We start from the raw sequence: 13,263 nt of genomic DNA on the forward strand, positions 1-13,263 counted from the left end.
CCTGTCAGGCGGGTGTTGTGGCGACCAGTTCGCCGAGCCGTAGCGCGTGATGGTCGGGGTCGCCGAACATCAGCGAACTGGCCTTGGCTCGTCGTACATAGAGATGCGCGTCGTGTTCCCAGGTGAAACCCAGACCGCCGTGGACCCGCATATTGTCGAGTGCCACATCAGTAAACGCTTCCGAGGCAACCAATTTCGCCACCGAAGCGGCAACAGCGAGTTCGTCGGGGTCGGTCAACGCGGCCGCGTGCGCGACAGCAGAGCGGGCGCCCTCGACCAGCACCAGCATGTCGGCGCACCGGTGTTTGACGGCCTGGAAGCTGCCGATCGGGCGGCCGAATTGAATCCGGTCTTTGGCGTACCCGACTGCGGTGTCCAGGCAGCGTGCCGCGCCACCGAGCTGCTCGGCCGCGAGCAGCATCGTGGCGACGTCGGCAGCCCAGGCCAGTCCGGACCCGGCGGCACCCGGACGGCCGACCGGCCGGGCAGGTGCGCCGTCGAAGTGGAGGTGGGCGATCCGGCGGGTGCGGTCCAGTCCGGCAAGAGGCCGGCGCAACAGAGCTTCCGCGCGTCCGTCGACGGCGAACAACGAGGTACCGGCCTCGCAGTCGGCGGCGACCAGCACGATGTCAGCACTATGGCCGTCGAGAACCATCGGAGCATCGCCGTAAACGGTGTAACCCACGCGGTCGTCTCCGCGGGCGGTCAGCGCGACTGCCGACTCATCCCACGGTCCGAGTCGACCGTTGAGGATCAACGTCGCGGTGCGGGAACCATCGGCGAGGGAAGGGACGAACTCGGCGACGGCATCGTCGTCGGCGCTGCCGAGGATGGCGGGGATGGCCATTGCCACCGTGGCGAAGAACGGCGCGCACAACAGGGCTGCGCCCATCTCCTCGAACACCACGGCCAATTCGGCGTTGCCCGCGCCGGCGCCACCGAACCGCTCCGGGACCGCTATACCGTGCAGTCCCAGCTCCGAGGCCATCCGGTGCCAAGCGGTCGCGTCATAGCCGGCGTCGCTGTCCATCAGCCTTCTGACTGCGGCGCTGTCGGAAGTGGCGGCCAGGAACCCGCGGACGGCCTGGCGTAGTTCATCCTGCGCTGCGGTCATGGCCTCCCTTACTGTGGACAACCTCGATATAGGCATGGCCGGTTAAGGATAGTATCCTTTCTGAAAACAGAGAATAGTGATTCTCCTTGAAGGGAGACGGCCGGTGACGGCGCAACTCGACTACGGGATCTTCGACTGCGATACCCATTGCTATGAAACGCGCGATGCGTTTACGCGCTACCTGCCCACGGAGTTTCGCGACCGGGCCATCGCGCCGGTGCGGGGCGCCGACGGCAAGGAGAGCATTCTCGCCGGGCACCGGATCGCCACCTTCAACAGTGAGGCGGGCTTGGGATTCGATCTGGCCTACCGGCCGGGCTCGCTCAAGGAGATGCTCAAACAGATGGGCTCGGGAAACCCCGATGAGACCTACGAACCGCAGCCCATGCAGCCGGAATGGCTGGAACGGGAACCACGGCTGCGGGTGATGGCGGAGCAGAACGTCGAGCGCGCCGTCATCTTCCCGGCGGGTATGGCCCTGGCAGCCGAACACTATGTGGACGACACCGCTGCGCTCTATGCCAATATCCGCTCCTTCAACCGGTGGTTCGACGAGACCTGGGGCTTCAACCACCAGGACAAGATCTACGCCACCGCACTGCTTTCGCTGCGCGACCTTGATTCGGCTATCGCCGAGACAGAGGCGATCATCGAGCAGGGGGTCAAGCTGGTGTTGCTGCCGACGGGCCCGGCCTACGGACGCTCACCGGGGGACCCGTACTTCGACCCGATCTACGCTCGGCTTCAGGAGGCGGGCGTCACCCTGGTCTTCCATATCCAGCCGTTCTGGTACTTCAACGCGATCTCGCCCGCCTGGGGGCATACCCCCGATCCGGCGGCCTGGCACATGTCGGCATGGCAGTGGATGAACGTCTACGGTCAGCGGCCCATCGAGGACACGTTGTCGGCACTGATCTTCGACAACCTCTTCGGGCGTTTTCCCGGACTGAACGTTCTGGTCGCCGAGCACGGAGCGGAATGGGTGCCCCAGTTCCTGATCCACATGGACAAGAGCCGGGGCATGGGACGCAACGGACCGTGGATCGGTGGCAAGCTCACCGAACGTCCCTCGGAGATATTCCGCCGCCATGTGGGCGTCGTGCCCTATCCCGAAGATGACATCCCCGCCATCGTCGACCGGCTCGGCTACGACGAATGCCTGCTGATGGGCTCGGACTACCCACATGCCGAGGGCCTTGCCGAACCGGCCGACTTCGTCAAGCTGCTCGACCCGCTCGACGATGCGGCCAAGCGGCGGATCATGCGGGACAACGCCGACGCGCTGCTGCGCCGGAGCTAGTCTGCGGTGCCGACCGACGACGAACCCCAGGTTGACCTCGATTTCCTTCGCGTTACCGCACGGGATTTCCTGGCAGGGCGCGGCGAGAAGGACTCCGTCGAAGAGCTGGCACGGATGGACTGGACCGGCCTGTTAGTCGAGGAGGACCACGGCGGCGTGGGCTGGCGTCCCGTGGAGGCAGCCGTCGTCGCCGAGGAGATCGGTCGTGCCGGCGACCGCAGCGCCTGGTTGGGCAGCGTGGTGGCCGCGGCCGCGCTCGCCACGGCTCCCGACGACATCCGGCGGCGCCTGCTGCCCGGTGTGCTGAACGGATCCGTTACCGCCGCGGTGGCGCTGGCGACCGCAGACGCCCGCGTGGTCCGGGTGGCCCGGGTGGACCGCAGCGAGATCTTGGTGATCTTCACCGACGGGGGGATCGAACTCATCGGCGATCTGGCTGCGCTGCCGCGAGACCACGACGCAGATCTGCTCGACGTGCATAGGCCCGTGCACCGAGTCGACGTCAGTGCTGCCTCGAGATGCGATATCGGTACGGCTGCGCGGTCCGCGGAGCTTCGCGGGGTGGCCCGGCTGCTCGTCAGTGCCGACTCCACCGGGGCGCTCTCGGCCACTTTTGACCGCCTGGTCAGCTATCTGAACGACCGGACCGCCTTCGGTGCGCGCATCTCCAGCTTTCAGGCCGTACAGCACCGTCTGGTGGATCTGCTGGTGCTTCAAGTCAAGTCCCGTGCGATCGTCATGAAGGCCATGCGGGCGGTGGCCGCGCGCGATCCGCGCGCCGCACTGCTGACCGCGGCCGCCCATGCCTTCGTGACTGCCAACACGACCGCCGCGGTCGACGAATGCATGCAGCTGTCCGGCGGGATCGGCTTCACCTGGGAGTACCCCCTGCACCATGAGCTGCGCCGGGTCTTCGACAACGCGCAGCTGTTCGGCACCGCCCGATCGAGCCACCGCGAACTGGCGGAGGTGGCGGGATGGTGACCACCACGGCTGTTAGGCCCAGCCCTGAGTCGTTGACGGCGTTTCGTTCTGCGGTAAGGAAATTCATCGCCGAGAACGCGCCCGGAGTACTCGCCCGAGAAGGACACCGAGCGCCCGTGGACGCGGCCCAGGAGGCGCTGCTGCGCAGCTGGTTCGCGGCCCTGTTCGACGCCGGATTCGTGGGTGCGGACTGGCCCGTGGAATACGGGGGCCGGGCCGATTTCCACCCGCTGCACGATCGCATCGTCAGCGAGGAGATTCTGCGCGCCCGGGCGCCCCGGCCCGTCGACCAGGTCAATCTCGCCGCACACATACTGCTGCACTTCGGATCGCCGGAGCAGAAGAAGACGCTGCTGCCGCGCATCCGCAGCAGCGAGCACGTCTGGTGCCAGCTGTTGAGCGAGCCCGACGCGGGTAGCGATATCGCCGCTGTGCGGTGCCGGGGAGCGCAGCAGGCCGACGGTAGCTGGGAGCTGCACGGCCAGAAGACCTGGATCACCGACGGGCACTGGGCCGACATGGGTCTGGCGCTGGTCCGCACCGATCCGTCGTCTACGCGTCACCACGGGCTGTCGGTCTTTGCGGTCCCCCTCACCGCGGCCGGTGTCGAGGTGCGTCCTATTCGCACAGTCGGTGACGCCATCGAGGTGAACGAGGTCTTCCTCAACGGGGTCAGACTGTCCGCCGACAGTGTGGTCGGGGAGCCGGGCCAGGGCTGGTCGATCATCATGACCGGTCTGGACTTCGAACGGTTCGGCATCGGCGGTAACGTCATCTTGCTCGAACTGCTCATCGATGACCTGATCATGCTGGCCAAGGCCGGCACCGTGGAAGGTGTGCCCGCTCTGCAGTGCGCCGACATCCGTCACAAGTTGTCTGAGCTGGCCGTTGAGGTCGAGGTGGCAAAAGCGTTCATCGACGATCATGTGGAACGGATGATCGTCGGTGCCGACGGTGTCGGCGACGGTTCGATCGCCAAGCTGAGCTTCGCCGAGACCTATCATCGGGTGTCTGCCTACGGCGCTGAGTTGGCGGCTGCCGTCGAGCTTGACCGACCGAGCGATTCGGCCGCCCGCGGCGCCAAAGAACGTCTGCGCGAATGTTGGCTGTGGTCAAGGGCCTACACCATTTCCGGTGGCAGCTCGGAGATCATGCGCAATATCCTTGCCAAGCGCCGGCTGATGCTGCCGAGCCGGTGACAACCTTTTGGGGCCTGGTGGAAACCGCGGCCGACCAGCATCCGGACCGGGTGGTTCTGACCGATGACTTCGGCCGCAGTCTGACCAACGCGCAGCTGCGCGCTGCGGCACTGCGCACGGCTGCGGCTCTCGCGCAGCGCGGGGTGTCAGCGGGAACTGTCGTGTCCTGGCAGTTGCCGACCACTCTGGAAACCATGGTCGTGATGGTGGCGCTGGCCCGGTTGGGTGCTGTTCAGAACCCCGTCCTGCCGATCTGGCGTTCCAGCGAGTTGAGTTTCGTGACTGGGCAGCTCGGTACCGAGGTGCTGATCAACCCGGGGGTGTGGCGGGGTTTTGACCATCGAGCGCTGGCCGGCGAACTCACCCGAGAACACGACATGTCCGTGGTGGTCATCGACCACGACACGCCTGTCGCCGCTGACCTCAGACTGGACACGGGCGACCCAGCGGTACTCGCGCCGCCACCAGATTCGGCGGAATGCCCCCGGTGGGTCTATTACTCGTCGGGAACCACGGCGGCCCCCAAGGGCATTCGACATTGTGATCGTTCCGTCATCGCAGGGGCGGCCGGCGTGATCAAGATGGTGGGCGCGTCCAGCGGGGACGTCAACCCGATCGCCTTTCCGATCTCCCACATCGGCGGTGCGGCAATGCTGGCCGCCGCGCTGCTGACCGGCATGCGGCTCGTCCTGTTCGACGTCTTCGACCCGACCGACACGCCCCGGGCGATGGCGGCCCACGGGGCGACCCTGCTGGGGTCGGCCACCCCCTTCTTTGCGGCATTCATCGCCGCGCAGCGGGCGAACGGATCCGATCCGCTGTTCGATCGGCTACGCGGGTGTGTCGGCGGGGGTGCGCCGATCACCGCCGAACTCAGCCGGCAAGTGCGTCAGACGCTCGCGGTGGCCGGGGTGGCCAACGCCTGGGGACTGACCGAGTTCCCGGTGGCCACCTCACCGCCACCGGACGGCGACGCCTACACCCTCGACCACACCGTCGGCAGACCCGTACCGGGCGTCTCGGTACGGGTGGTCGACGATGCCGAGCGCGAGGTCGGTGTGGGGGAGGAAGGGGAGTTGCGGCTGAAGGGTCCGCAGTGCTTTCTGGGCTATGTCGACGCTGAGCTGAACGCGGACGCTTTCGACGATGACGGCTGGTTCCGCAGCGGCGACCGGGGGCGTATCGACACCCACGGCAACGTCATCGTGACCGGCCGGATCAAGGACACGGTCATCCGCAATGCAGAGAACATCTCCACGCTGGAGGTCGAGGGCGTGCTTGCCACTCATCCCGCAGTGGCCGATGTCGCAGTGATCGGTGTGCCCGACCCGCGGACCGGGGAACGAGTCTGTGCCGTCGTCGTCGCGCAGGCGGGGCCGGTGACACTGGACTCGCTGGTAGCGCACTGCCGGCAGCGCGGACTGAGCGCACACAAGGCGCCCGAGCGTCTCGAGTTGGTGGAAGCGCTGCCGCGCAACCTCACCGGCAAGGTCCTCAAAACCGAACTACGTGAGCGGTTCCGGCGATGACAAGGAGATCCGCGTCGACGCCGGTCGTTGTCGGAGTCCCCCATGGAGCGGACAGTGAGCGCAGGGAGAAGACATCATTCGCGACATCAGAGACCTCGTAGGCGACCGGGCTGCCTACGCCGCGGAACTGCAGCGCCGCTGGGGCGGCTTACTGAGCTACCGCTACATCGGCCGAAATCACGGGTCGATGAACGTCGGTCCCTCCGACGACACCGTCGCCCTACGTTCCGATATGCGTGACGAAACCGGAGCGATCCTGTTGTGCGTCTTCGGCATCGCCGCGCCCGAGGGCGGTGTGGTCTCAGACCTGGAAGCAGTCCCCAATCCGGTGGTGCACTCATGCCAGGTTCTGGACGCCGGTGCGGGCGTGACCCGCTTCGAGGTGCGCACCGAAGACTTGAAACGCGGGCGCAGTATGGCCTACAGCCGATCGCTGATCGTCGATGCCGATGAACCGGCCCGCGTGCTGGCGGTCACCGAAGGCCAGGGGGTGATCATCGGTACTCCGCCTGACGGTCTGCAGAAGATGACGGTGGAACCGATCGAGGTGGTCGACTCGCCGGATCTGCCGCCCTTGTGGCAGGGGTTCGGCGGCAGCCGGGTCGATGCATGCACCTGGGTCCTGCCCGAGCTTTCTGTCGAGATCGCCTCGCCGGATGCGGCATTGCATGTGGGTCCGCAGTTCGTCCTGACCGAGACCGCGGCCCGCAGCTGCGTGGCCGATTCGGTGCGAACAGAGTCATTCTTCGGCGTCTCGTCGCACATCATGTTCCTCGCCAGGGCTAAAGCTGGGCCGTTCCGCTTCGTGGCCGAATCTCTCCCCGGAGCAGATGGCACTGTTGCGGCACGCACACGGGTCTACGACGACGGTGCTGATGGAAAGCTGGTCACCGTGGCGACACACGTGTTCAGGCGGGCCTGAAGGTTGCCCGCGATGACAGGAATCCGCATCCAGCAGCTCGTCACCCAATCGTTGAGGAGGCCGCCGTGGCAGTGACCGTGGTTCATGCCGGGACAGGATTGACCGGCCGCGAAGCGCTTCGCGGCGTGCTCGACGACCCGGACCTGGAACTGGTCGGGTTGCTTGTGTCGGGTCGGGACAAGGTCGGCAGAGACGCGGGCAGCTTCTGTGGACGCGGTGACACCGGTGTCTTGGCGCACGCCGATTTCGACGCCGTTCTTCGCCAGAAGCCCGACTGCGTCACCTACTGCTCGACGGCCGTGGGTCGCGAAGAGGCGGCGTACGGCCAGATCGCTCGCCTGTTGCAGGCGGGCATCAACGTGGTGACCATCTCGACCATCCCGATGGTCTACCCTCCCGCGGCGCCGAGTCAGTGGCGCTCCTTGCTCGAATCGGCCTGCATGCAAGGCGGATCGACGTTCTACGCATCGGGATGTGAACCGGGGATCATCAGCATGCAGCTGCCGGTCGCGCTACTCGCGGGCGCCGGCCGGATCGACAGCTACCGAATGGACGAGTACGCGGTCGGGCTGGACGAGGTTTACCCGATCTGGGATGTGCTGCACGAGTCCATGGGCTTCGGAAAGCCGGACGGGCACGTGCCGGCACGTATCGCGTCGGGCAAGGTCCACCACGACTGGGAACCGGTGGTGCGCTATGTCGCCGATGTGCTCGGCCTGCGGCTGGATTCGGTAGACCTGCAATGGGAGACGCTACTGGCCCCCGACGATCTGAAGACCGCACTCGGGACGATCGGTAAGGGGACCATTTGCGGGCACCGCTGGAAGTTGGCGGGGATGGTCGACGGTCGGCCGCTGGTCTCCATCCAGTACTTCGCCACCGTGTCGTCGACACCGTGGCCCGACTCGTGGCCCAAGCCCGAGGGCGGCGCGGGAATGGTGCACCGCATCGTCGGGCGTCCCAGTCTGCGATTGCAGGTGAGCTTCGAGGACGGGCCGGACGAGGACGCGAATCCGTCTCTGGTCTTCACCGGGCAGGCAATCGTCAACGCGATCCCACATGTCGTCGCAAGCCTGCCCGGCCTGCTGGAACCGGTCCTGGGACGATCGGTTGCCACGCGCGGGTCGCGGACGGCTGTCAGGACATGATTACCGCGCGGATACCCCGCCGGGGAAGCTGTCGGATCACTCGTGATCGCCGAGCAGCAGGTTGTGTTTGACCACCTTGCCGACCTCGTTGCGCGGAAGCTGATCGACGAACACGATGCGCGCGGGCACCCGGTAGGGGGTCAGTCGCGCGCGGCACCAGGCGTCCAGATCCTGCGCGGTCACTGTGTCGTCAAGACGGACCACGAACGCCCACGGCACCTCACCGAGACGCTCGTCGGGGACGCCGACCACAGCGGCCTCCCGCCCCCCCGCCGAGGACAGCAGAACGTCCTCCACGGTGCCCGGGAACACCTTCAACCCGCCGCGGTTGATCATGTCCGACACTCTGCCGTCGAGCCAGAGGAATCCGTCGTCGTCGATCCAGCCGAGATCGCCGGTATGAAACCAGCCGTCGGCGGTGAGCCGGTCCAAAAACGCGGGGTCGATCTTGCGGGCCGTCGTCGTCGGAGTGCGTACCAGCACCTCGTCATCGGCGATCATGACGTCGATGCCCGGCAACGGGCGCCCGACGGACCCCAGTTTGACCTCCCCCCATTCGCGGGCGTCAGCGGCTGACCAGCCGACCACCTCGCCGCCGAGTTCGGTCTGACCATAGGAGTTGAGCACCACGACCCCGAACTTGTCACGGAAGGCCGCGGCGTGGACCGGGGACAGCGGCGCGGTGACCGATCGCACGATCGTCAGTGGTGACAGGTCGGTCACCGTCGCCTCGTGCAGCACCATGGTCAACGCGGCCGGCGGCAGCACGGTGGAGCGCAACCGGTGCCGCTTGACCAGCATGGCGAAATCTTGTGGCGTGAAGCGCTCCATCAGCACCACACCGGAGCCCGCGCGAAACGCGAACAGCACCTGGTAGATACCCGCCCACAACGACAGCGACAGGGGCACCAGGTTGGGCATCGGCGCCCGCTTGGGTTTGGGGGCGTTCGAATTACCCCGAAGTTTGCTCAGCAGGCGGTCGATGAGATCGAGCACCGTGGCGTGCCGCAGGGGCACCGGCTTCGGCTTCCCGGTGGTGCCCGAGGTGAACTGCAGCAGTGCGACGTCGGTGTCGTATTGCCGGGGGTCGTTCGGGCCGGCGCCGTCGGCAGACAGCTGCCAGGCCGGCCCGTCGTCGGTGATGACCGGCAGCCCGCAAGCGCCGAAGCGATGCGCCAGCGGCGCTGTGGTGACCACGGCGACCGGCCGCAGGGTTGCCAGCTGCTCGGCAAGTTCGGCGTCGGCGGCCCGTGGATTGAGCGGGGTATAGACGCCGCCGGCGCGCCAGGTGCCGAAGAGCGCCGCGACGGTGATGGCGTCGTTGGGCAGCATTGCCGCCACCACCTGGCCGGTCTGCAGGCCGGCGAAAGTCAGCAGGTCGCCGAGTGACTGGGCGCCGTCGATCAGTTGGTCGCGGCTGACGTCGTGGTCGACGGTATGCACAGCGATGGGCGGCAGACCGTCGAGCAGCTGTGCCAGGCTCATGAATCCGGCTCCAACGGAAGCCACTGCGGGGAGCGCTTGTCGGCGAAGGCGCGCGGTCCCTCGTCCTGGTCGGGGTGACCCCACATCGATGTCAGGTGTTTGGCGCCTTCCCGGCACGCGTCGGTCAACCCGTGCTCCAGGGCGCCCCACAGTGCGCGTTTGGTGGCGCGCATCGCCGCCGGCGAGTTCTGGGCGATCTTCTCCGCGAGTTCCTGGGCGACGTCGCGCAGCTTCTCCGGTGGGTCGACGACCTGGCTGATCATGCCGAGTTGGTGGGCGCGCTGCGCGGTGAGTCGCTCGTGGCTGCCGACCAGCGCCATCCGCAGCACGGCCTCGGCGGGCATCTTGCGCATCAGCGCGATGGTCTCCAATGCGCTGACCTGACCGATCGAGACATGTGGATCGACGAAAGTCGCATCGGCGGAGGCGATGACGATGTCGGCGTCGGCGACCCAGTGCAGTCCACCACCTGCGCACACGCCGTTGACCGCGGTGATGACCGGCTTGCCGACGTTGCAATGCCAGGCGGTGAGCCCGAGGTCGAGGGAGGACATGGTGTCCGCGAACTGCTCGGCGCCTTCATCGAGTTCCTCGACGTCGGTGCCCACCTGGAACGCGCGACCGTTGCCGGTGTGCACGATGACCCGGACGTCGGCATCGGCATCGAGTTCAGCCCACGCCCTGCGGAATTCCTGGCGCATGAGGTGGTCATAGGCGTTGAGCCGCTCGGGGCGGTTGTTGATGATCCACCCGACCGGGCCGCGACGCTCCACGATCAGTCGCTGGTATGTCATGACACCTCCGTGGGCTGATGGCGCATATGCCGGATCGCCTCCGCTGCTTCGCGGCGGGCTTGAGTCAGTCCGCCCTCCAGTGACCGCCACAGCGCCCGCTTGGTCACCCGCATCGCAGCCGGAGAGTTGGTCGCGATCGCGCCGGCCAGGGTCTCCGCTGCGGTGCGCAACCGGTCGTGGGGGACGACTTCGGAAGCTATGCCCAGTTCGTACGCGCGGTTGGCGGGGATTCGTTCGCCTCGCCCGCTCAACGCCATTCGGGTGATCGCTTCCATCGGCGACTTGCGCAGCAGGGTGATCGCCTCGTAGGCGACGGCCTGGCCGACGGAGACGTGCGGGTCCACGATCCAGGCCCGCTCGCTGAGTATCACGATGTCTGCGTCGGCGACCAGATGCAGTCCGCCGCCCGCACATACCCCGTTCACCGCGGCGATCACCGGCTTCCAGACATCGCAGTGCCAGGACGAGATCTTCAGCTCGGCGTCCCGGGTCCGCCGGGAGTGTTTGCGCATGGCATCTTTGTCGCGTGCCACCTGGACGACGTCCATGCCGGTGCAGAACGCCTTGCCGTTCGCGGTGTTGACGATCACGCGAACATCGGGGTCGGCCTCGAGGTCGGCCCAGGCGTGTTCAAGCTCGTCGAGCATCAGCGCATCAAAGGCGTTGCCGGCCTCCGGGCGGTTCAGGATGAGCCAGCCGATGCCACCGCTCTTCTGCACGATCAGCCGTTCGTAGTCGGTCACGATCGGGGAATGTCCTTCCACGGCTTTCCCTTCCAGGGATCGGGTTCTCTGGGCAGTCCGAGCACCCGCTCGCCGAGGATGTTCTTGTTGATATCGGTGGTGCCGCCCTCGGTGCCGTTGGCCAGACTGCGCATCCAGCCCTGGACGTCCCGCGGCAGCGCGTCGCCGTCATCGGGGGGGACCCAGGCAACCGAAGCGGTGCCGGCCAGGTCGACGATGAGATTCTGAATCTGCTGGTTGAGTGTGGCCTGGTGGACCTTTCCGATAGACGACGCGGCGCCGGGGGATTGCCCGGCCTTAAGGGCCGCCCGTACCCGGGCGTTGGTCCAGCCGCGCACCTGCTCCTGCGCCCACAGCCGCATGACCTTGGCGCGGATCACGGGATCGGCCCAGCGCCCGGTCTCCTGTGCCAATGTGATCAACCGCTGCGCGCTGGAACCGCCGAGCCGGCCCATGCCGCCGGAGCCCGATCCCGAAACCATCTGCCGCTCCACGGACAGTGTCGATGCGCTGACCCGCCAGCCGTCGTTGAGATCGCCCACGCGGTGCGCGTCGGGAACCCTTGCGCCGTCTAGGAACACCTCGTTGAACTCGCGTTCGCCGGTGATCTGGCGCAGTGGGCGGACTTCGACGCCGGGCTGGTGCATATTGAGCAGGAAATAGGTGATACCTCTGTGCTTCGGCTGTTCGGGATCGGTGCGGGCCAGCAAGATGCCGAAATCCGCTTCATCGGCCCATGTCGTCCATACCTTCTGCCCGGTGATCACCCACTCGTCACCGTCGCGTACGGCACGGGTGGCCAGCGAAGCCAGGTCCGAGCCGGCGCCGGGCTCGCTGAACAGCTGGCACCACTTCTCTTCGTTGCGAACGATGGGGGGCAGGAATCGCAGGCGTTGTTCTTCGGTGCCGTGACTGAACAAGGCCGCGGCAGCATTGTTGAGCCCCAGCGGGTTCAGTCGGTTCAACCGCAGCGGCGCCAGGACGGTTTCGATGGCGCGCGCCACGTCGTTGGACACCCCGAGCCCACCGTGCTCGGGAAGCCAGGTCGGCGCCACCAGGCCGGTCGAGGCGAAGGCGGGATACCACCGCCGGTAGTCCTCCGGAGTGCGGACCGCACGCAGCGCCCGATGGCCGTCGGCGGCGGCGGCGCGCCAGTGTTCAGGCACCTCGGCCTGAATCCATTGCTCAACTGTGGCCACCGCTTCCTCAGCGGTGCTCGACGCGTCGATCGGCAGTGTCATCGACCCTGAAACTCCGCTTTCCGCTTCTCCCGGAAGGCCGCCAGGCCCGCTTTGAAGTCGTCACTGCGGGTCGCCAGTTCCAGAGCCATAGCTTCGTTGTGCAGGTGCCGGTCGAGGTCCAGTCCGTTCCCGCTCTGCAGCAGCCATTTGGTGAGTCCCAGCGCAACAGTCGGGCCGGTCGCGAGCCGGTCTGTGAACTCGTCGGCAGCGGCGGCCAGATCGGTGGGCGCGTAGGCGTCGTGGATGATCTCCCATGCCGCGGCCTGAGCGCCGGAGAGCTCCTCGCCGAGCATCAGTAGCCGGCGAGTGCGCACCATCCCGATCAGGCGGGGTAGCAGCCAGGCGGCGCCGCTGTCAGGACTCAGGCCGCGGGCCATGAACGGTTCCCAGAATCTCGTGTCGTCGGCGGCCAGGCAGAAGTCAGACGCCAGGGCGATGTGGAACCCCAGACCGGCAGCCCAGCCGTGCACCACCGATACGATCGGCACCTGCGTCTCCAGCATCAGCGGGATGAGCCGGTTGGCCTTGTTCGGCAGTCTGCGCTGAGTGGCGCCGACGCGAGGTTTGCGTGCAAAAGCTGATGTCGTGGTGATCAGGTCCGAGCCCGCGCAGAAGTCCGGCCCGTTGGCATCGATGCGGATGACGCGCACCTCTTCGTCGGTACCGGCCGCCGCGACGTGCGCCACCAGGGCGTCGAGGACGACATCGTCGATCGCGTTGCGCCGCTCGGCACGGTCGAGGGTCAGGCGCAACTGAGGTCCTCGGTGTTCTACCACGAGGCCCGGGACGCTGGCGTAGGTCATC

The 13,263-nt window shown here is 66.9% G+C and carries 12 protein-coding genes; 6 read left to right on the plus strand and 6 right to left on the minus strand.

Features of this window, described 5'->3' with window-relative positions; genetic code table 11:
- Positions 1-4: 4 nt before the first annotated feature.
- Complete coding sequence (locus LI92_RS02505; RefSeq protein WP_046315560.1) at positions 5-1,114, minus strand: acyl-CoA dehydrogenase family protein; 1,110 nt, start codon at positions 1,112-1,114, stop codon at positions 5-7.
- Between the two features lie 103 nt (positions 1,115-1,217).
- Between LI92_RS02505 and LI92_RS02510 the strand changes: the two genes are divergently transcribed.
- The 6 genes from LI92_RS02510 to LI92_RS02535 all read left to right on the plus strand — a co-directional run bounded on the left by LI92_RS02510 (position 1,218) and on the right by LI92_RS02535 (position 8,196).
- A complete protein-coding gene (locus tag LI92_RS02510; protein WP_046315562.1) occupies positions 1,218-2,414 on the plus strand; it encodes an amidohydrolase family protein in 1,197 nt (398 codons plus the stop codon).
- Between the two features lie 6 nt (positions 2,415-2,420).
- A complete protein-coding gene (locus LI92_RS02515) occupies positions 2,421-3,398 on the plus strand; it encodes an acyl-CoA dehydrogenase family protein (RefSeq protein ID WP_046315564.1) in 978 nt (325 codons plus the stop codon).
- Positions 3,392-4,597: an acyl-CoA dehydrogenase family protein gene (locus LI92_RS02520; RefSeq protein WP_046315566.1), complete on the plus strand. Its 1,206-nt coding sequence runs from the start codon at positions 3,392-3,394 to the stop codon at positions 4,595-4,597. The genes LI92_RS02515 and LI92_RS02520 overlap by 7 nt, the downstream gene beginning before the upstream one ends.
- Entirely contained in the window at positions 4,594-6,126 is a 1,533-nt protein-coding gene (locus LI92_RS02525; protein WP_046315567.1) for a class I adenylate-forming enzyme family protein, read from the plus strand. Before LI92_RS02520 ends, LI92_RS02525 begins: the two co-directional genes overlap by 4 nt.
- Positions 6,127-6,199: 73 nt before the next feature.
- Positions 6,200-7,048: a hotdog family protein gene (locus tag LI92_RS02530; RefSeq protein ID WP_046315569.1), complete on the plus strand. Its 849-nt coding sequence runs from the start codon at positions 6,200-6,202 to the stop codon at positions 7,046-7,048.
- Between the two features lie 65 nt (positions 7,049-7,113).
- A complete protein-coding gene (locus LI92_RS02535; RefSeq protein WP_192829963.1) occupies positions 7,114-8,196 on the plus strand; it encodes a dihydrodipicolinate reductase in 1,083 nt (360 codons plus the stop codon).
- Between the two features lie 36 nt (positions 8,197-8,232).
- Here the strand turns inward: LI92_RS02535 and LI92_RS02540 are convergent, their stop codons facing one another.
- Genes LI92_RS02540 through LI92_RS02560 form a run of 5 tightly spaced genes read right to left on the minus strand, consistent with a single transcriptional unit; the run spans position 8,233 to position 13,262 of the window.
- Entirely contained in the window at positions 8,233-9,681 is a 1,449-nt protein-coding gene (locus LI92_RS02540) for a class I adenylate-forming enzyme family protein (RefSeq protein ID WP_046315571.1), read from the minus strand.
- Positions 9,678-10,475 carry an enoyl-CoA hydratase/isomerase family protein gene (locus LI92_RS02545; protein ID WP_046315573.1) on the minus strand — a complete coding sequence of 266 codons (798 nt, stop codon included), beginning with the start codon at positions 10,473-10,475 and terminating at the stop codon, positions 9,678-9,680. Before LI92_RS02545 ends, LI92_RS02540 begins: the two co-directional genes overlap by 4 nt.
- Positions 10,472-11,218 carry an enoyl-CoA hydratase/isomerase family protein gene (locus LI92_RS02550; protein ID WP_046315575.1) on the minus strand — a complete coding sequence of 249 codons (747 nt, stop codon included), beginning with the start codon at positions 11,216-11,218 and terminating at the stop codon, positions 10,472-10,474. Before LI92_RS02550 ends, LI92_RS02545 begins: the two co-directional genes overlap by 4 nt.
- Positions 11,215-12,459, minus strand: coding sequence for an acyl-CoA dehydrogenase family protein (locus LI92_RS02555; RefSeq protein ID WP_046315576.1), 1,245 nt, complete (start codon positions 12,457-12,459; stop codon positions 11,215-11,217). Before LI92_RS02555 ends, LI92_RS02550 begins: the two co-directional genes overlap by 4 nt.
- Positions 12,456-13,262 carry an enoyl-CoA hydratase/isomerase family protein gene (locus LI92_RS02560; RefSeq protein WP_046315578.1) on the minus strand — a complete coding sequence of 269 codons (807 nt, stop codon included), beginning with the start codon at positions 13,260-13,262 and terminating at the stop codon, positions 12,456-12,458. Before LI92_RS02560 ends, LI92_RS02555 begins: the two co-directional genes overlap by 4 nt.
- Position 13,263: the final 1 nt, after the last annotated feature.

The sequence above is a fragment of the Mycobacterium sp. UM_Kg1 genome (assembly GCF_000972925.1).
Lineage (GTDB): Bacteria > Actinomycetota > Actinomycetes > Mycobacteriales > Mycobacteriaceae > Mycobacterium > Mycobacterium hiberniae.

Coding starts and splice junctions, on each gene's coding strand:
- LI92_RS02505 (WP_046315560.1), bottom strand. CDS start 1,114: ATGACCGCAGCGCAGGATGAACTACGCCAGGCCGTCCGCGGGTTCCTG.
- LI92_RS02540 (WP_046315571.1), bottom strand. CDS start 9,681: ATGAGCCTGGCACAGCTGCTCGACGGTCTGCCGCCCATCGCTGTGCAT.
- LI92_RS02560 (WP_046315578.1), bottom strand. CDS start 13,262: ATGACCTACGCCAGCGTCCCGGGCCTCGTGGTAGAACACCGAGGACCT.
- LI92_RS02545 (WP_046315573.1), bottom strand. CDS start 10,475: ATGACATACCAGCGACTGATCGTGGAGCGTCGCGGCCCGGTCGGGTGG.
- LI92_RS02555 (WP_046315576.1), bottom strand. CDS start 12,459: ATGACACTGCCGATCGACGCGTCGAGCACCGCTGAGGAAGCGGTGGCC.
- LI92_RS02520 (WP_046315566.1), top strand. CDS start 3,392: ATGGTGACCACCACGGCTGTTAGGCCCAGCCCTGAGTCGTTGACGGCG.